Raw genomic sequence first — 19,095 nt, forward strand, 5'->3', positions numbered from 1 at the left:
CTGGTGTAGGCCTTGTTGGCGATGATCCGGCCGGGGCTGGAGCGAGGACGTCCACATCCGGTCCGCAGGACCCGGCTGTGTTGCAGAATCCGCCGAAGCAGCGCTGTTTCGGCGGACTTCGGCCCGCTGCCGTGCGAGTCGGGTCGTGGACGTCAGCGTGGATCGGCCGGTAGTCATCGGCTGGGAAGTGCTTGCGCCTGATGGGTAGATCGTTCAGTCTCGTGACATCAGTTCCACGGGAAGACGGGAATCGATGAGCCCATTGCTTATCCGCGCACTCGGTCCGGGCCGGACATCCAAGGCAGGCCGCTCGGCAGGGGGTCTGGTCCTTGTCCTGGCCGCCACTGTCCTGGCCGCCTGCGCACCGACCAAGGCCGCCAGCACAAGCACCGAACCTGCACAACCGGCCACGTCCAGGGCCTGGTTCACCTCGTGGGCCAGCTCCCAGCAGGGTGTCTCCTCCACAAGTCTGAGTGATCAATCGGTGCGGATGATCAGCCACCTCAGCCAGGGAGGCGACGCACTGCGCGTACGCGTCCAGAACACCTTCGGCCAGACCTCTCTCACCGTGAACGCGGCGACGGTCGCCCACAGCGACGGCAGCGGCCCCGCGACGGAAGACAAGCCGGTCCCCGTCACGTTCGCAGGCCGGAAGACGGTCGTCGTCCCAGCCGGCGGCGAGGTGTGGAGTGATCCTGCCAGGATCCGCACCGCGGCCCAGGACGACGTCGCGGTGTCGCTCTCCGTCTCCGGCACGGTCGCCCCGGGCATCCACAACAGCGCCTTCCGGACCAACTACCTGACCCCACCCGGCTCCGGTGACCACACCGCTGACGCCTCGGGTGCACCGTTCACGGAGACGACCGGCTCCACATACCTGGTCAGCGCCGTCGACGTGCACAACCCGCGGCTGCGCGGCACCCTCGTCGCCTATGGGAGTTCGGTGGTCGACGGAGTCGGGTCGACCAATTGCGGACCGGGTTGCGAACGCCCCGGCGCCAACCTCCGGTGGACGGACGACGTGGCCCGGCGCATCACGCGAGAGCTGCCCGCCAACCAGCGGTTCACCGTCGCCAACGCGGGTATCGCAGGCACCACGAGCGCGGCAACGTGTTCACGTACGGACCCGGCCCTGGGCGGCCTGGAAGGCGTCAACAGGCTGGAGCGCGACGTTCTTGCACTCCACGGTGTCACAGGTGTCCTTTACTACTACGGCACCAACGATCTCGTGGCCGGGTGCGGCGCTGGTCAGATCTTGGACAGCTACCGCGACGTCTTCCGGCGGCTGCATGCCGCGGGCATCAAGGTGTACGTCACCCCCATCACTCCTCGCCCGGGTTACACGGACCAAAACAACAAGGACCGGAACACCGTCGGTCTGTTCGTGTCGAAGTGGAACAACTGCGCAGGTACCTGTGACGGTGTCCTTCCCTTCGACCAGGTGCTGAGGGATCCCTTGAAGCCGAACAGCATCCATCCGTCGTACGACGTCGGAGACGGTATCCACGCCAACATCAGCGGGCAGGAGGCCTTGGCCGACATCATCTCGCTCCCGATGCTGGCGGCGTCCGCGTCCCCATGACCCGGCCCGGGTGAGCCGACCGCGGACGTGCCTGTGCGCGGTCTGGTCATGCGCGTCGAGCCCCAGCAGGCGGATGGACTTGCTACGGGCAATATCGGTCACGAAATCACTATATTCAGCCAACCGTGCATCCGGCCCTGTGTCATGACACAAAAAGTGAGGGCCGGCCTCGACGCTGTTACAAGCGGTACCGGCGGCTGACGGCGCACCCGAGAGAGCCCCCATCCCGCGTCCGGCCCGCTCACCCCGTCGGCGTCGCGTGGGACACCAACGCCACTCGGCACGAGACCGCCGCGTACCGGATGGCCGTGACCGACTTCGGCCTGCGTCGGGAGTTCGCCACCGCCTGCCCCTCGCACCCGCGTGCGGCAGCGCCGTCGTAGCCACTTCCGAGCACGGGTCCCCGGACCCGTCCCCGAGGCGGCCGACGCTCGAAAAACCCTTAACTGATCACGTCGTCCGCTGCCGAAACTGACGAAGGGCCCATCACCCGCTGCGGCCGAGGGGCCACCGGCAGCCGGCGCCGCTGCACGGCCGGGCGGGCAAGCAGCGCGAGGAGACGCTTGCCCGCCGGCGTGCATGTTCGCGCCCAGCCGTCCCTGCCTTCCCACCCCGGCGAACTTCAGCGGTGAGGTACCCGGCCGGGGCAGGAACTGCCGGGCGTTGCGGTCTACGTCCGGTCGATCTTCCGGGCGCCCTCACGGCCCATGCTGCTCTCCGCAGCCGTCAGGGCCTCCAGAGCGCTGGCCTGGGTGCGCCAGTCCGAGGGATTGGGAGTGCTGCCCGACCAGCGTTGACCGAGGCGGTTCAGGGAGTCCCGGTCATGGGCCCACATCGAATCGGCCTGCCTCTGGATGTAGGTCCGGTAGGCGGCGGATCCGGTGGCTTTCGCCAAGTCCGCCAGATTGCGCATGAAGATTCCCTTGAACTGCTTCTGATTGTCGTCGCAGGAGTTCTGCGCGATGTCACACGACTCGGTAAGGATGCCGTCGCGGGTGAGGACCGGTGAGGAGATCGCGGCGTCGGCCAGGCGCCTGGCCGTGTCGAGATAGCGGCCGCTGCCGGTGGACCGCCACAGCTGAGTGAAAGCGCCGATGGCCATGCCCTGGTTGTAACTCCACACCGTCTGGCCGTTGTTGGCGCAGCCGTTGGTCAGTCCGTCATTGACCAGACCCGCCGAGTTGATCATCCCGCTGGCGAGGTACCAGTCAGCCGCCGTGGCCGCCCGCTCACCCCATGTGGTGTCGCCACCCACACGCTGGTGCAACGAGGTGGTGAGCCACAGGTACAGCCCGTTGGTCACGGCGTTCTTGTACGTGCGCTCCCGGTCCCACCACACGCCGCCGCCGCATGTGCTCGGATCCCAGAACCGGTGGACGTAGTCGGTGATGGTGACCGCCTCGTCCAGATATCGGCGCTCGCCGGTATAGTCGTACGCCCTGATCCAGGCCATCGCCCACCAGGCCGCGTCATCGATGGCACGGCTGATGAAATGGCCCTCGACCGGGTCCGAACTGCGCACACCCGCCGGGAAGACGCCACGGTTCTGTTCGAAGGTGCGAGCGATCACCCAGTCGTAGTCGTGCCTCCCGGCCTGCTCGGCGAAGTCGACGACGGACGTGAGTGCGACAGCCGAGTTCCACCAACTGCTGCGCCACCAGCCCTCGTTGGTGTGATACGACGCCAGTAGCGCGTCTGCCGCCGCGCGAGCCCGGGTCGGCGCGGGCCTCGCCCAAGCCGTGCAGGCGCCCTCCTGATGGGCGGCCTCCCGGCCGCAGGCGCGGACGGCCCCGCCGTACAGCAGGCCGCGCGGGTCCCGGGTGGCGAACATCGCGGTCCTGGTCGAAGACGCCCCGGTCGACACGCTCTTACGGCCGAGCGAAGAACCCTCGGGCCAGCTCGCGCCGGCGTCCCAGGAGCGGTCGAGCCAGATCTCGTCACCCGCACCGCCGCTGTCGATCAGGCCCCACGCCATGCCGTTGCGCTGGTCGACGTGCAGACTGATCGTGCGGCCGAACAAGGCGGTTGACGGGACCGGGGTGTCGTCGCCGGACGCGGTGGCGGGATCGGCGCCGTCGCAGGCTGTTGCGTCGCAGACCCGCGGGTACACCCAGTCGGTGCAGCCGACCGCAGCGGCGTCGCCGCAGGCCCGGATCCAGCCGCGCCGGTGACCGACCGGGTCGGAGATGTTGAACATCAGTGTGCGGGTACCGGTCCACGTGCCGGGGATGCCGGCCTTGCCGAGCAGCGGCTCCCAGGAGGCGCCTCGGTCCCAGGACCGGTCGAGCCACACCGAGTCGCCGGGCACACCTTTGTCGATGCTCGCCCAGGCCATGTTGTCGGCGTCTGAGACATGCAGTCGCAGGACGCGACCGTTGAGGTTCCTGTCCGGCACCGGGAACGTGTCCTGCCGCGCGTTCGCGGGGTCCAGGGTGTCGCATGCCAGCGCGCAGACCGCAGGCGCCGCGTACGAGGGGGTGGGCAGGGCGATCAATGTGGCCAGGGCCAGTGCCATGACCAGGAAACCGATCCATGTGCGCTGTCTTCGTGCTGACATGACGACGTATCCGCCTTTGCTCCGCCGGGGTCGGCTGGGGACCGAGGGTGCTGCGCCGATGTGCTGAGGAACGTCGGGCGCGCTGGTGTCATGGCGCCGCGTCGAGCAGGTCCAGGGCGCTGTGCTGCCGTGCCGCGTCCACCTTGTCGACAGGGCCGGACCAGTGCAGTCCGTACTGGTCGAGGGCGTTGCGATCGCTCGTGTGGACGCGGTCTGCCTGGCGGCGGAGGTAGGCGGTGTAGGGATGGTCCGCCAGCTCGGCGTTGAGCTTGCCCAGTCCACGTGCGTGCGCGCCCTTGAAGGACGGCCCGTCGGCGCCGCAGTCGCCGTCCTCGCACGGGTCGCGGAGGATGCCGTCGGCGGTGTGGAGGGAGGACGCCGTGGTCGCGGCGTCGGCGATCTGGCGGGCCCGGGTGAGGAGCGCGCTGTCTCCTGTGGCCCGGTGCAACTCGGTGAGGGCGCCGAGCAGGACCCCCTGGTTGTACGACCAGACCGGCTGGCCGTTGTTGCGGCAGCCGGCCAGGTCGATACCGTCGTTGACCAGGTTCGAGCCGTTGATCATTCCGGTGCCCTGGAACCAGGTCCAGCCGGCGCGGGCCCGCTCCCGGTACGTGGTGTCGCCCGGGGTCCGGTTGTGCACGGCCGCGTTGAGCTGGATGTAGAGGGAGTTGGCGATGGCGTTCTTGTACGTCTTCGCCGTGCTCCACCACACTCCGCCGCCGCAGGTACCGTCCCAGTACGCCGCCATGTGGTCGGCGTCTGTACGGGCGGTGTCGAGGTAACGGCGGTCGCCGGTCAGGTCGTACGCGGCGATCCAGGCCAGTCCCCACCATCCGGTGTCGTCGATGTAGTCGTTGCGGAACTGCCCGTCCTGCGCGTTGCGGTTGAGGTCGTAGGTGCGGGAGATCGCGTACGAGTAGCTGCCCATGCCCGACACGCGGATGTTGTCGATGACCGCGGTCAGGGCGTTGGCGGAGTTCCACCAGCCTGTGGTGTCGAAGAGGCCGGTCGCGTTGTTGTAGAAGGTCATGAGACCGGTCGCCGCAGCGGTGCGCCGGTCACCGGCGTTCCAGGTGGCGCGCGCCCAATAAGTGCAGGCGATCTCCGTGCGATCACCGGCCTTGCCGCAGGCACGCAGGGCGCCCACGCCGCGGTTGTTCCAGTCGTCCACGTTGTACATGAGCGTGCGCCAACCCCGTTGCCCCGAGGGAACGGTGGTGTCGCCGAGCTTGCTTCCCGAGCCCCAGGTGCGGCCGCCGTCGAAGGAGCGGTCGAGCCACACCTCGTCGCCGGGGTTGCCGCCGGTTATGGATGCCCAGCCCATCGCGTCGGCGTCGTCGAAGTGCAGCACGACGGATCGGCCGTGGACGGTGGCCGTCACCGGGGCGCGGTCGCCGGTGGAGAGGACGGGGTCACGGGCATCGCAGTACTTGTTGCAGACGGTCGCCGCGGTCGTGGCTGCGCCGGCGACGGATGCCGACGGCGGGGCGACGGCCGCGAGGAGCGCGAGGGCGATCGCTGCGGCCGACGGTCTGATGGTGGGGGGAATTGGTGTGCGGTTTCTTGGTGCGGGAGTCATGGGGCCTCCCCGTCCGGTCGATGTTCCCGGCTTCGCCAAGGGCGGCTTGCGGACGCCGGTGAGGCGACAGCCCGGGGACATGGTGCGAATGAAAGAGAGCGCTCTCGGAAGGTAATGACGGGACGACGGGCCGTCAATGGTGCCCGAGTGTGAGCGGTCGGCAAATGGGCGTGGTGCGCGGTGCGTTCGCTCCAGAGGACCTCGCGGGTGCGGTGTGCGGAACGAGGGCGGCGCGGAACACGTTGGTCAGGGCATCGCTGTCGACGACGTGGGGGGAGCACGAGCTACGCGGTATCGCGCTCGACCTCAGCAGGCGAAGTGGCGAACCCGAGGCTCGGCAGGTGGTTCATGCCGGATGTCGGCAGATGGAGCATCAGCGGATTGGCGATCTTTGCGACAGCCATAGCGGTGGCTTGGCCCGGTACGTTGACCAGAGCATCACCCGCACCTCACGGGGCGCGCTGCGCGCCGGGTCGATGTTCCCGAGAAACTCGTTGTGGCCGTAGAGGCGGACGTCGAAGGCGCACTGGTCCTCACTCAGCCCGAACGTCTGCTCCACCCGCTGCCTGAACGTCCTGCGCAGCAGAGCGGCGCAGTTGTCGTGGCCGCGAGGATGCGCGTTTGCCTGATCGCAGTGAACGACATCGTCTCGTGTCCGGTTGATCCGGGCACCCTCAAGCTTGATGGTGTGCTGGCCGGCGGCATGGACCCGAGACCCCTCGACGAGCACCGCCGCCGGTCGACGGCGGTGTCCTCGACGTCGGTCACATCACCGGGGCGAGCTCGTGCGTGTGCTGCCGCCCGTGCCGACGCCGGCCGCGGACAGCTACGCCCTGACCGAGGACGACGCGCACATGGCACAGCGCATCAACCGACTCATCGCTTCCTTCCGCCCGGCTTCCCCACCGGATCAATCAGCGTCACGCGGGTCACGGGCTCCTGCGGTACGGAACGTCTTGGCACGTGCACGCCGCCCCCCGACGGCCGGGCGGCTTCGCACCAACGGCTTGCATCCCGACCGTTTACATCGATGTACATTCCGCTTTAGCCTGACGCCGCACCCGCCCATCAAGAAGGAGCACCATGGTGATCCGGCGACTTCGGCATGCCCTCAGACGGCATCGTCTCCTCGCGCTCGCACTGACCGGCGTACTGGGCCTGCTGGCAGCTGCCCCCGCCACCCCCGCGCCCATGAACACCGGCTCGGCGGGCTCCCCGCCCGGCCTCACGGCCACCGGAACACCGCTGCGCGACGGAACAGGTCTGTATCCACGGGTCATCCGGCTCGCGCACAACGGTGCGGCCAACGGGCGCATCCTCGCCAGCGTCGTCACCTTCGACGGCAACAACGGCATCGGAGCGATCCACGAGAGCACGGACTCGGGAACGACCTTCCGCGAGGTCGGCCGGATCGCCGACCCCGAGTCCGCGACCGGCCAGGGGCTCTGCTGCACCACCCTGTTCGAGCTGCCCCGCCAGGTGGGCGCACTGCCGGCCGGCACCCTGCTGTGGGCCTCCTCCGCCGGCCAGGACGAGCAGAACCGCCGCATGGCGCTGCGGATCTGGCGGAGCAACGACGTGGGCCGCACATGGTCCTACCTGTCGTCCTGCGCCGTCGCGAACGGCACGAGCGGGCTGTGGGAACCGGAATTCTCAGTGGCCGCCGACGGTGCCCTGGTCTGCCACTACTCCGACGAGACCGACGCCGCGCACAGCCAGAAACTCGTCGCGGTGCGCACCTACGACGGGGTGAACTGGGTGGACCGCCACAACACCGTGGCCAGCTCCTGGACTCCCGACCGGCCCGGCATGCCGGTGGTGCGACGACTGCCGAACGGCACCTACTTCATGAGCTACGAGATCTGCAATCCCGGCGGTCAGTACCAGTGCGTCGTGCACTACCGGACCTCCGCCGACGGCTGGAACTGGGGTGACCCCACCAACCTCGGCATCCGGCCCGAGACGGCGGACGGCAGGTACTTCCGTGCCACCCCGACCATCGCCTGGGCTCCCACGCCGGGCAAGGGAACCGACGGCAAGCTCCTGCTGATCGGGCAGCGCCTGCTCAACCGCGACGGCAGCGTCGCCTCGGGCAGCGGACGCACGATCCTCACCAACTCGCAGAACGGCAGGGGACCCTGGACTGCGATCACCGCACCGGTGACCGTGCCTGATCCCCAAGTGAACTACTGCCAGAACTACAGCTCACCGCTGCTGCCTTCGGTGGACGGGCAACGCGTCCTGCAGCTGGCCACCGACTTCGAGGGCACGGTGTGCCGCACGTACTTCGGGACGGGCCGCCTGCCCTAGCACGGGCCGGCGCCCGACGTGACCCTCCCCTCGGCCCCGAACCGATCGGCTTCGGGGCCGAGGCGCAGCCCGTGACGGCAGGCCGCGCCCGCCCTGATACCCCAGCCGCAGTTGGCTATCCCTGCTGGTCAGAGTCGTTTTCTCATTTTACTGAACTGATCGGCTGTCAGGTCGGATGCCCTCGAGTGCGGCGGCCATGACAGCGGCGAGCTACGGCTTGGTGGAGGCGTCGCCACCGTGACCAGTTCAGCGCATGGGGGCAGCGCCGAAAGTGCGCGAGGGCCGGCGGTCAGCTGCCAGGAGTCACCGGATGGCCCTGTTCACGAGTTCCGGCTCCGGTCCACTTGGTGCCTGCCGCCGATCTGCCGCGATCCCGCGATGGACAACTCCGGTATCCCGGGCGCCGCCGTCACGCCGCACGGGCCCCAGGCGGTCATCGCCCGGGGCCCGTGCGCACCTCTGCCGTGTACCCGTCAGGAGACCGGGTAGAAGGCGTTGATCTCGGAGACGACCTGCTCGGGGCGCTCATCCGTAAGCCAGTGTCCGGCCCCTGCCAACTGCGTACCGGTGGCGGCGGGGGCGGCGTCCTGGAAAGCTCGCAGTTCCAAGGCGCCGAGCCCGTCGGCGCTCACAACGCGCACCGGGATGGTCAGCGGGGTCTCCATCATCTCCGCGTTGTCCTTCTCGTCCTGCGGCCAAGCCCGGTAGAGCTCGAAGCCGTTGTGCAGAACCTGCGGTCGTGAGTAGACCCGGACGTACTCGGCGACATCAGCGGCGGGCACCGGCTGGGGCACATGCGACTGCGACGGATAGAAGGCCTTCAGGTAGGTGCCGACCCGCCCAGTGACCAACTGCTCCGCGAGCGGCTCCTGCTGATGGAACGGGAAGTGGAACGAGAGCGGGGCGATGTCGGTGGCGTACTTCAGGCTCTTGCCAGTCAGGCCGAAGTCCAGATTGAACCAACCGGCGACCTGATCGCGGTACTGGGCGGCCAGGGCGTAGCCGACACCGGACCCGAGATCATGGCTGACGACCTGCACGTTGCGGGGCATGTCCAGGCGGTTGAGAAGCAGGTGGACGTAGTTCGCCAGGACCTTCTTCTCCATCGAGGGCGGGTTACCGGTCGAGTCGCCCATTCCCGGCAGGTCGACCGCGACAACGGTACGCCCCGGAAGCAGCTTCGGCATGATGCCGTGGAACTCGTACCAGCTCTCCGGCCAACCGTGCAGCAGCACCATTGACTTCGGTCCGTGACCGCCGATGACGTAGTGCATTTGAACGCCGCTGATGGTGGTGAAGCAATGCCGGAAAGTCTTGTTGAACGCGGCGTCGTTCCGAGTCACAGCGTCGTATTCGTGGCTGAGTGGGCGTTCCGGTGCAACGCAGGCCGGAGCATTGGAATGCGTCGACTCGGAAGCCGACTTCGATGTCGTCGCGGAGGCGCCGATCATGTTGCTGACCAGGGTGCCGGCAGCCAGTACGGCGCCACCGACGATGAGGCCGAGCCGTCGGTACCGGGATGAACTCCGGTGGGCGGTGGGCGTATTCATTACTCGAATTCTACCCGTTCATTATCGATCGCGACGATCCAGTGGGGCAGATAATTTCCAGTCGACCTGGATTGCACCGAGGGCTTTCCGGTAGAGAAATCGGAAACTGCCTGCGGCGACGACCACGAGGGCGGGTGCCTGGAGTACAAGGTGGCGGATCACCGATGCGCGTCCTCGCCGGGCGGGGACGTCGGTGTCTCGCTCGCGATCGTGAGCACCGCAACGGTGGCAGTGACCGGTGATGCGATTGCGGTCGCATCCAACCCTGCCGCGTCATCCAGTTCGAGGTGGGCGACATCGAGGTCGAGTGCGACCGGCTCCGGTCATCGCTCGGAGAGTCGGTGATGCGGGACGTCGTCCTGGAGCCCACAACGATGCCGTGGGGGCAACCGCGGTCGGTGTTGCCGAGACCCCAGATGGCCTGGCAACGATGTCCGCTGGGCGCGCACGAGCCCCGCGTATCCGGTGAAACGCCCGGGAAATATGGGCGGCGGGGTGGCCCTGGCATGCGCCTTGGGCCACCTCCCGCGGCACCTCGATGGTGTGCCGCCTTGTCGTCGCTACTTGCTGAGCTGCGCGCGGAGTGAGTCGACGTCCATCATGTACCACATGTACTTGAATCGGCCGTCCTGGACTTCGTAGAACGCGGTCTCGGCGAAGGAAACCGTAGCTCCGGTGGGAGCCAGGCCGTTCCACTTCCGCTCCGGTGTTCCGGTGTCGATGAGGCGGGCAGCGACATGACCACCATCGACGAGGAGTTCCTGGATCTCCCATGACAGGTCCGGGACGGCGTCGGTGTGCCGACGGAACTCGGCCACCATGTCGTCACGGGCGACCGGCGTGCCGTTCATGATGACCTCGTCGTGCGCGAACTCATCCATGCGGTCGAAATCACGGTTGTTCGCCAGTTCCACGTACCGACGGTAAAAATCGCGCAGCTCATCCGACGTCATCCCTGCGCTCACGTGATCACTCATTGCTGTTTCCAATTCTTTGGAGTCACATCACTGTTCACGTAGACCGCCCGCCATAAAGGGCCAGTAGCCAGCCGAGCATTGAGACCGACCGGATTTCGCTGCTTTCCAGGCCGGAGCAGATCCACGCCTTGAGTCTCGCCCCGCGCCGGCCAAAGTAAAAAGGCCCTGCCCAGCCTCGTACTGGCAGGGCGACCCTTAAATCCCAGGCCTCGTGGTACGACTGGAGGCGTGGCCTTGAACTCGCATGAACTTGCCAGCAGCCTGCGCGCGTGGCGCGACCGAGTCTCACCCGGTGAAGCAGGTCTGCCCGAGGGGGGCCGACGGCGTGTACGCGGCCTGCGCCGGCAGGAAGTCGCCCAGCTCGCAGGATTGTCGGTCGAGTACCTCGCCCGTCTGGAACAGGGACGTGCCGGACACCCCTCGGCGCCCGTGCTGATGTCACTGGCCCGCGTCCTGCGACTGTCGGACCAGGAGCGCGCGCATCTGTTCCGACTCGCAGATCAGGCCGAGCCGCTGTCCGGACAGATCAAGCGCCACATCACGCCCAGCGTGCAGCGCATCCTTGACCGCCTCACCGACACCCCCGTCACCGTCGTCGACGCGTCATGGCAGTGCGTCACCTCCAACGCCCTCGCCAATGCCTTGACCGGGGACCCCTCAGCTCTGCCGCCGCGAGAGCGGAACCTGGCGTGGACCACCTTCACCCACGTGCCCACCCGATACCTGCGCACCGACGACGAGGAGCGTCTCCTGCGCTTGGAAGTGGTCGCTGACCTGCGGGAGGCGTGGGTCCGATACCCCAAGGACACCCTGCTTCGCGAACTCATCACGCAACTTCAGACAGTCAGTCCCGACTTTGCGGAACTGTGGGAGCAACGCGTACCTCCTCAGCCCATACCGAGCAGCAGGACGTTCCTGCACCCGGAAATCGGCCCGATCACCCTCGACTGCGACTTCCTCACCGTCCGCGACAGCGATCTCCGTCTCATCGTCTACACCGCCGCCCCCGGCAGCAAAGCCGCCGGGCAACTCGACCTCCTCGCAACCATCGGCCTTCAACACTTCAGCTGACGCAGGCGCGGCAGCAGCGGGAACACCAACGGACTCCTCCGGGCTTGATGTGGGCGTCGTCGTCGCCATGCCGACGAGCGCAGGATGTGTTCGACGGGGGTGGGGCGGCGGTCGGTGAGGCGGGTGATCAGTTGTCGTGTGTCGGCGAGACTGAGGTGGATGAGCTGGGAGGATCCGTTTCCGCTCTCTCCGTGTCCAGTTGGCCGGCGCGCAGGACGGTGAGGCAGGCGTGGGCGGCGATGGCGAGGGTCAGGTGGCGGTGCCAGCCGGGACAGCGGCGGACCTGGTAGTCGTCCAGGACGCACTCCTGCTTCGCGCTCTGGAAGCACAGCTGGTCGGGTCGCGCCGTCGAGTACCCGTCCGAGCATGGTGGTGGAACCGAACCTAGCGTCGTCGCACAAGAGCGTCGGCGTCGTTGACGACATTGGCCACCGGCCGGCCCTCCATAGCGGCCTTGATGTTGTCGACGACCGCCGTCAACATGTTGCGTTGCGCCCTGCGAGTCGCGCCTGCTGTGTGCGGCGACAGAACGACGGCTTCGTGACGCCGCAGCGGATGATCGGCCGGGAGGGGCTCCTGCTCAAACACATCGAGAGCCGCCCCGGCCAGACTCCCGCTCTCCACTGCCTCCAAAATCGCCTCGTCCGGCGCGATACCACCGCGTGCGACATTCACCAGCAAGGCGCCCTGCGGCAGGAGCGCAAGTCGCTGCGCGTGCAGCATCCCGCGCGTCTCCGGGGTGAGCGGAAGACAGACGACAAGGACATCGGAGGTCGCCAGCAGTTCGTCGATCTCTTTGTAGACCCCTGTCGTGCGACGACGACGGGACCAGTACGACACCGAGCAGCCGACCGCCTCGAACAGTCGCGCGGCTTCTGTTCCGATCGCGCCCATGCCGAGGATTCCCACGCGACGCTCGCTCAGCATGTTCGCACCGCGTGCCGCGGCCTCCAGCTGCGGCCAAGCGCCCGAACGTACCTGGCGGTCCGCCCACGTGATGCCGCGCGACAGATCGAAGGCAGCCGCCAGCGCCCACTCCGCAACTGATTGCGCGTTCGCTCCAGCGGTGTTGGCCAGGGGGACGCCCGCGGCGGTCAGCGCTTGCAGGTCGAAGGACTCGACGCCTACACCCGGCATCTGCACGAACGCCAGCTTCGGTGCCGCGGCCACGGCATCGGCGTCGATGGCGAGTGTGGAAGTGAAGTCGGCGACCACCAGCTCCGCCTCGGCCAGCGCTGTGTGCAATCCCTCTCGATCCCGGCTGGCCGGCAGCACGACCTCGGCATCGAGTGCCCCAAAGGCGTCATGAACTCGCTCGGCACCGAGCGGCGCCAGTACGAGCAGTTGCCACGGCTTACTACTCATCAAGTACTCCGATCACAGAATCACAGCCAGCCTGCGGCAGGATCCTATGAGTCCAGCACGTCGCTCGCGGACTCGCCTTGAGCAGCGTCGCCGGGTGACTGACCGGTCACCGGCTTCCCGACCGGGACAGCGGGGGTGGTCTGCCGGTCGCCCAGCAGAGCCACTGGTCGGTCAGGAGCGGGACTGGGTCCGTAAAAGTCCCAGTCGTGGTCGTTGCCGCACGGTCCCGCCCCGGCGGCGGCAACCACATCGAGCGCATCCGGGCGCTGCGGGCGAACTGGTGTGAGCACGGCATCGACGCACGCCTCGACACAGTCCCCGACCCGGCTCACGACCACTTCGCCGTTCTGCCCGCGGTGTTGCGATTCCGCACCGGATGCCTGGCTGCCGCATGCCCCGGAGCACTTCACGGAGCCGTCGGGCGCGACCGGTGCGGTGGCGGATCGTCCTGGAACACCGGTTCCCCGTGTGCCCGTGAGGCGCCGTGGCGGACTGCGGCCCTGAGGCCTCTCGCCGTCGCGCCGCCCATGCTGCTCTTCGGCGCCGGGCGGGACACGCCCCGTCATGTCACCGCGGTGTCCGGTCGGGCGGCAGCGGGCGTCGGCGTGCACGCACCGACCGCCTCCCGCAGGTGCTTCGACTACGCCGGTGACCGGCGTTCTGATTCAGGGCGGGCCCCCTCGGGGCAGGGGCCCGCCTCCCCTAGGGACGTGGGTGACACAAGCGGTCGGCGGTCAGTCCGTCTCCTCGATCGCCGCCGGGCGCAGTTGTGCGGTCCGGACACGGTCGACGTCGAGCTTGGTGCTGCGGTCGAAGCGGTAGATCCCGTTGCGCTCCTGGAAGACGTCGGTCAGCTGGGTGTAGCAGTAGCCGAACATGTTGCGGTCGTCGAGGAGTACGCCGGTCAGGCCCGCGAAGCGGGCGTGGAACTCCTCCTCGCTGCGGATGCGCTCACCGTAGCCCCAGGACTCCTTGAGGTCCTCGCCGGAGTGCGCGGCGGCGGCCTCGGGGTCCCACCAGATGCCGCCGAACTCGCTGACGAAGTATGGCTGCCCGCGGTAGGGGACCGAGTAGGCGGCGCCGCTCTCGTGGGTGTTGGCGAACGGGACGTCCTTCGCCAGACCCGACATCAGCTCGCGGAAGGTCTCGGGGTCCTGTTCGTAGTGGTGGGAGTCGTAGATGTCGGTCTCGTCGACGCGGTGGGCGTAGCCGGAGGCGTCGATCACCGGGCGGCTGGTGTCCATCGCCTTCGTGGCCAGGAACATCGCGCGGGTCACCGCGTCGAGCTGGGTGATGCGGTCGTGGAGTTTCTGGTACGTCTCGTTCAGCGGGCACCAGCCGATGATCGAGGGGTGGGAGTAGTCGCGTTCGACGGCTTCGAGCCACTGGGCGACGTACGAGGCGTCGGGCTGCTGGTTGTCGCCCGAGGAGCCGCCGACCTCGCAGCCCCAGTCGCCGAACTCGCCCCAGACCAGGTAGCCCAGCCGGTCGGCGTGGTAGAGGAAGCGCTCCTCGAAGACCTTCTGGTGCAGCCGGGCACCGTTGAAGCCGGCCGCCATGCCCAGTTCGATGTCCCGCACCAGGGCCTCGTCGGTGGGTGCGGTCATCAACCCGTCCGGGTACCAGCCCTGGTCCAGGACCAGGCGCTGGAAGACCGGGCGGCCGTTGAGGAGGACCGCCTTGTCGCGCAGGCCCACGGCGCGCAGACCGGCGTAGCTGTCCGCGCTGTCGACCACCTCGCCGGACGCGTCGAGGAGTTCCACGCGCAGGTCGTACAGGTGCGGGTCCTGGGGGCTCCACTCACGGCGCCGGTCATCGGCAACGGGCAGGTGCAGGCGCGGGGCCAGGTCCAGGTCGGCGCGTGCCTCGGCACGGCTCACCTCGCCGCCGGCGTCGCTGAGGACCGCGCGCACCCGGTGGCCGGGGCGGTTGCCGGACAGCGGGAGTTCCAGGTGGAAGGCGGAGCCGGCGAGGTCGGGGGTGATACGCGGGCGCCGCAGGTGGGTCTCGGGGACGGGCTCCAGCCAGACGGTCTGCCAGATGCCGGTGACGCGTGTGTAGTTCGCGGCGTGGTTGGCGTACTGGATGGCCTGCTTGCCACGGGCATGGGGGCCTGACTTGGGGTCGCGTGCCCGGACGGTGATGACGACGTCCTCGCCGCTGCCCGCGATGTCACCGAGGTCGGCGGTGAAGGGGGTGAAGCCGCCGCGGTGCCGGGCGACCTCCTTCCCGTCGGCCCACACGGTGGTGTCGTAGTCGACGGCTCCGAAGTGCAGCAGCACTCGGCGGCCGGCCCATTCGGCGGGCAGGGTGACGACACGCCGGTACCAGACGGCCTCCAGGAAGTCGGTGTCGCCGATGCCGGAGAGCTCGGACTCGGGCGGGAAGGGTACGAGGATCTCGTCGCGCAGTTCACGGCCGAGCAGGCCGCGTTCCAGCCCGCTGTCCCCTCGGTCGGTCTCGAACTGCCAGGCGCCGTTCAGGTTGAGCCAGTCGCGGCGCACGAACTGCGGTCGCGGGTACTCCGGGCGCGGTACGGAGTGAGTGGGCACACGTGCTCCAGTCGATCAGAGGCCGGCGGAGACACCGCCGGCCTGTGGGTGCGGCGAGGGGATGCGGTCAGGAGCCGCCGAGGCCGGTGGTGGCCACGGAGTCGACGATGCGACGCTGGAAGAAGAGGTAGACCACGATCAGGGGGAGGGCCGCGAGCAGCGCCGACGCCATGGACTGGGCGTACTCGATGCCGTAGACGTCCTTGACGGTGGCCAGGCCGACGGGAAGGGTCATCAGGTCCGCGTCGTTGGTGACGATGAACGGCCACAGGAAGTTGTTCCAGGCCCCGATGAAGACGAAGATCGCCACGGCGGAGACGATCGGGCGCGACAGCGGCAGCACGATGGACAGGAAGACCCGGAACTCGGAGGCTCCGTCCATCCGGGCCGCGTCCTCCAGTTCCCGTGGGATGGCGTCGAAGAAGCGCTTGAGGATGAAGACCATCATGGGCGCGACGACCTGCGGCAGGACGACCGCCGCGTAGGTGTCCACGAGGTGGAAGAGCAGCATCTGCTTGAAGAGCGGGACGATGAGCAACTGCGGCGGGACGAGGATCGAGGCGACGGTCACCGCGAGCAGGACCCGGCGGCCGCGGAACGTGCCGCGTGAGAAGCCGTATGCGGCGAGGGTGGAGACCGCGACGGTGATCAGCGTGACAAGCCCGGCGATCAGGAAGCTGTTGAGGGCCCAGCGGGTGATGTTCCCGCGTTCGAGGATCTGCTCGTACGCCCCCGTCGTGAGGGCGCCTTTGATCGGGGACAGACCGGGCGAGGCCGCGTCCTGCGCGCTCTGCAGCGAGGTGGCGATGGCCCAGACGAACGGCAGCAGCCAGACGATCGTCAGAGCGACCAGGGCGATGCCGACCAGGACGCGCGGCAGTCGGCCGTGTCCGAGGAAGAGGGAGGATTCGGCGGCTGCCCGGGGCGGACGGCGCAGCGGGCGAAGGGGCGTAGCGGTGGCGGACACGGTCAGCCCTCCTGGCGGAAGAGACGCAGTTGCAGGAGCGAGACGACGATGATGAAGGCGAAGAAGAGGTAGGAGACGGCGGAGGCGTAACCGAGCCGGTAGCCGGTGAACCCGACGTCGTAGACGTATTCCAGGACCGGGCGGGTCGTGCCGTTGGGGCCGCCCTTGGTCAGGATGTAGATCTGGTCGAACACCTTCAGCGAGGCGAGGACCTGGAGCATCGCGACCAGGGCGGTGGTGCGGCGCAGCTGCGGCAGGGTGATGGACCACAGGCGACGCCAGGCACCGGCACCGTCGAGGGCGGCGGCCTCGTAGTAGGTGTGGGGCAGGGACTGGAGTGCGGCCAGGTACAGCAGGAAGTTGAAACCGACCGTCCACCAGACCGTGAGAGCGGCGATGGACCACTTCGCGACGGATTCGTCGGAGAGCCAGCCGACGGGCCCGATGCCGAGGGTGTCGAGGAACTGGTTGGCCAATCCGAGGTCGGGCTGGTAGAGCCACATCCAGATCGAGGTCACGACGGTCACGGGCAGCAGGTAGGGGGCGAAGAAGGCCAGCCGCCACACCCACTGTCCGGCGAGGCCGCTGTGCACCAGCAGGGCCATCGCCAGGGCGATCAGCACCAGCGGGATGCTGGAGATGGCGGTGAAGACAACCGTGTTGCCGAGGCTGGTCCAGACGTCCGGGTCACCGAACGCCTCGGCGTAGTTGTCGAAGCCGACGAAGGTCGTGGCGCGCAGGGCCAGTGAGCTGTCGGTGAAGCTCAACCAGAGCCCGTGCACGATGGGCCATACCAGGAACAAGGCGAAGACGAGCAGGAACGGCAGGACGAAGACGAGGCCGGGGCCCTTGGCGGCCCGGATGCTGCTCAGTCCCTTGCGGCGCAGGCCGTGGGGGCGGTCGGCGGCCGGGCCGGTCACAGCCTCGGCACCGGGAGGTGCTGTAGTGGTCACGTGGCTCACTCCTTCTGCTCGTCAGGCCACCGGGTTGGGCTGCCGGAGCAGCGTGTTCGCCTCACGGACCATCTGGCGCACCGCCTTCTCGGCGGACGTGTTGCGCAGCAGCGCCGACTGGAGCGGCTGGCACATCCGGCTCTGGAAGTTGGAACCGGCCCCGGCGAACCAGTTCGGCGGGTCGAGGACCGCCACCTCTGCCGCTTTGGCGTAGGAGGACTGCGGGTCGAGGGCGGCGTACGCCGGCTCCGCGATGACGGGCTGGTAGGCGGGGATATGACCGGCGCTCGCCCAGGTGAGACTCTGCTTGATGATCTCCGCGATGTACCGGTGGGCCTCGCGGCGCCTCGCCGGGTCCGGGTTGTCCTGATGCGGCAGGACGAAGCTGTGGCTGTCGGTGTAGACGGCCGGCTGGTCGAAGACCTGCGGGAACGGCGCGGCGCCGAGCGGGATGCCGGACTTCTTCAGCGCCGGCAGTTCCCACTCCCCGAGCATGACCATGCCGGCGCGGCCGCCGATGAAGTTGGCTACGGCGCCGTAGTAGTCCAGGTTGTTGGGGTTGGTGCGGCCGTCGAACAGCTGCTGCATGAAGGTGACCACGCGGACTGCGGCGTCGATGTCGATCTGCGGCGGGCCGCCGTCCGGCAGGGTGAAGGAGGCGCCGGTCTGCGCGTAGAGCGCGGCGAACAGCCGCCAGCTCTGCGATGGGTCGGTGACGTGGCCGAACAGGATGCCCTTCTGACCGGTCGCCTTGGCGAGCGCCTTGCCGGCGTCGATCAGAGCCTCCGGGGAACCCATCGGGGCAAGCTCACCCGAGGAGTCCAGGAGGCCCGCCTTGTCGGCGGCCTCCTTGTCGTAGAACACGATGAAGGGATGGACGTCGAGCGGAACGGCGTAGACCGTCTTGTCGTGCTGCGTCCGCGCCCACACGGCTCGTGTGAAGTCCTTCTCGGAGACCCCGAATCCGGCGAGCACGTCCAGGTCGATGGGATCCACGAGGCCGGCGGGCGCATATCCGGCCAGCCGGGACAGGTGCATGATCGCCACGTCGGAGGCTCGGCCGCCGGCGGCCGACATGGCCAGCTTGGTGTAGTACGACGGTCCCCAGTCGAGGATCGTGCGCTTCACATCGAAGCCCTGCGGGCCCTTGGAGACGGCCTTGATCATGTCGTTCATGAGCGTGCCGTCGCCGCCCTGGAACAGGTCCCAGACGCTCAGTGCGGAGGGGTCGGCGGCGGCCGGTGAGGCGCAGCCGGACAGCGGACCGGCCGCGAGCAGCGCACCTGCGGCGGCCGTGCCGTGGCGCAGCAGCCGACGACGGGTGAGAGCAGATGCCGCACCGGGTGCGGGTGCTGGTGATGAGGCGGGGAAGCGGGTGTACATCGCGGACCTTCCGACGGCCGGACACGCATGCCGAACCGACGGAGGCGCACTCACGGAAGAGTGATCCACCGCCCGGCTCAGGCGAGGGCGCATCGGTCGAGCCGATGCGATCGCTTGTTTTTACATCGATGTACATTGGCTGTAAAGGGCCAGGCGACACGGCCGGATATCGAAGGCCGATCGGATGGGGCACACGCGCCCCCGGTGCTCGACCTGCCGGGACATAAACTCAGCAGCGCCGAGAGGCAG

13 protein-coding genes and 1 pseudogene are annotated in these 19,095 nt (G+C 68.3%); 3 read left to right on the forward strand and 11 right to left on the reverse strand.

Features of this window, described 5'->3' with window-relative positions; all coding sequences use genetic code 11:
• The first annotated feature begins 490 nt into the window (after nt 1–490).
• Nucleotides 491–1,582 carry a GDSL-type esterase/lipase family protein gene (locus M2163_RS02095; protein ID WP_280854797.1) on the forward strand — a complete coding sequence of 364 codons (1,092 nt, stop codon included), beginning with the start codon at nt 491–493 and terminating at the stop codon, nt 1,580–1,582.
• A gap of 670 nt (nt 1,583–2,252) precedes the next feature.
• Here M2163_RS02095 and M2163_RS02100 read toward each other — a convergent pair.
• The 3 genes from M2163_RS02100 to M2163_RS02110 all read right to left on the reverse strand — a co-directional run bounded on the left by M2163_RS02100 (nt 2,253) and on the right by M2163_RS02110 (nt 6,448).
• The gene (locus tag M2163_RS02100) at nt 2,253–4,139 is read right to left on the reverse strand and encodes a glycoside hydrolase family 76 protein (protein ID WP_280854796.1); all 1,887 of its coding nucleotides are present in this window, start codon (nt 4,137–4,139) and stop codon (nt 2,253–2,255) included.
• Between the two features lie 88 nt (nt 4,140–4,227).
• Entirely contained in the window at nt 4,228–5,718 is a 1,491-nt protein-coding gene (locus M2163_RS02105; RefSeq protein ID WP_280854795.1) for a glycoside hydrolase family 76 protein, read from the reverse strand.
• A 373-nt stretch (nt 5,719–6,091) separates the two neighbouring features.
• The gene (locus M2163_RS02110; protein ID WP_280854794.1) at nt 6,092–6,448 is read right to left on the reverse strand and encodes a hypothetical protein; all 357 of its coding nucleotides are present in this window, start codon (nt 6,446–6,448) and stop codon (nt 6,092–6,094) included.
• Between the two features lie 353 nt (nt 6,449–6,801).
• Here M2163_RS02110 and M2163_RS02115 point away from each other — a divergent pair, with 353 nt between their 5' ends.
• A complete protein-coding gene (locus tag M2163_RS02115) occupies nt 6,802–8,028 on the forward strand; it encodes a sialidase family protein (protein WP_280854793.1) in 1,227 nt (408 codons plus the stop codon).
• Between the two features lie 473 nt (nt 8,029–8,501).
• Here the strand turns inward: M2163_RS02115 and M2163_RS02120 are convergent, their stop codons facing one another.
• Together M2163_RS02120 and M2163_RS02125 are read right to left on the reverse strand one after the other, a co-directional pair.
• Nucleotides 8,502–9,578 carry an alpha/beta hydrolase gene (locus M2163_RS02120; RefSeq protein ID WP_280854792.1) on the reverse strand — a complete coding sequence of 359 codons (1,077 nt, stop codon included), beginning with the start codon at nt 9,576–9,578 and terminating at the stop codon, nt 8,502–8,504.
• A gap of 560 nt (nt 9,579–10,138) precedes the next feature.
• The gene (locus M2163_RS02125; protein ID WP_280854791.1) at nt 10,139–10,543 is read right to left on the reverse strand and encodes an ester cyclase; all 405 of its coding nucleotides are present in this window, start codon (nt 10,541–10,543) and stop codon (nt 10,139–10,141) included.
• A gap of 240 nt (nt 10,544–10,783) precedes the next feature.
• On the opposite strand from M2163_RS02125, the gene M2163_RS02130 reads away from it, so the two are divergent.
• Nucleotides 10,784–11,626 carry a helix-turn-helix transcriptional regulator gene (locus M2163_RS02130; RefSeq protein WP_280854790.1) on the forward strand — a complete coding sequence of 281 codons (843 nt, stop codon included), beginning with the start codon at nt 10,784–10,786 and terminating at the stop codon, nt 11,624–11,626.
• 127 nt (nt 11,627–11,753) lie between these two features.
• On the opposite strand, the pseudogene M2163_RS02135 reads toward M2163_RS02130, so the two are convergent.
• The 6 genes and pseudogenes from M2163_RS02135 to M2163_RS02160 all read right to left on the reverse strand — a co-directional run.
• Nucleotides 11,754–11,954 (reverse strand): annotated as a pseudogene (locus tag M2163_RS02135) (IS701 family transposase); the annotation flags it as partial.
• A gap of 56 nt (nt 11,955–12,010) precedes the next feature.
• Entirely contained in the window at nt 12,011–12,991 is a 981-nt protein-coding gene (locus tag M2163_RS02140; protein ID WP_280854789.1) for an NAD(P)-dependent oxidoreductase, read from the reverse strand.
• 734 nt (nt 12,992–13,725) lie between these two features.
• On the reverse strand, nt 13,726–15,543 hold the full coding sequence (locus M2163_RS02145; RefSeq protein WP_280854788.1) for a sugar-binding domain-containing protein: 1,818 nt from the start codon (nt 15,541–15,543) through the stop codon (nt 13,726–13,728).
• Between the two features lie 67 nt (nt 15,544–15,610).
• On the reverse strand, nt 15,611–16,510 hold the full coding sequence (locus tag M2163_RS02150; protein WP_280854787.1) for a carbohydrate ABC transporter permease: 900 nt from the start codon (nt 16,508–16,510) through the stop codon (nt 15,611–15,613).
• Between the two features lie 2 nt (nt 16,511–16,512).
• On the reverse strand, nt 16,513–17,463 hold the full coding sequence (locus M2163_RS02155) for a sugar ABC transporter permease (RefSeq protein WP_280854786.1): 951 nt from the start codon (nt 17,461–17,463) through the stop codon (nt 16,513–16,515).
• Between the two features lie 21 nt (nt 17,464–17,484).
• Nucleotides 17,485–18,846, reverse strand: coding sequence for an extracellular solute-binding protein (locus M2163_RS02160; protein ID WP_280854785.1), 1,362 nt, complete (start codon nt 18,844–18,846; stop codon nt 17,485–17,487).
• Nucleotides 18,847–19,095 lie beyond the last annotated feature (249 nt).

The sequence above is a fragment of the Streptomyces sp. SAI-135 genome, from assembly GCF_029893805.1.
In the GTDB taxonomy this organism is placed as follows: domain Bacteria; phylum Actinomycetota; class Actinomycetes; order Streptomycetales; family Streptomycetaceae; genus Streptomyces.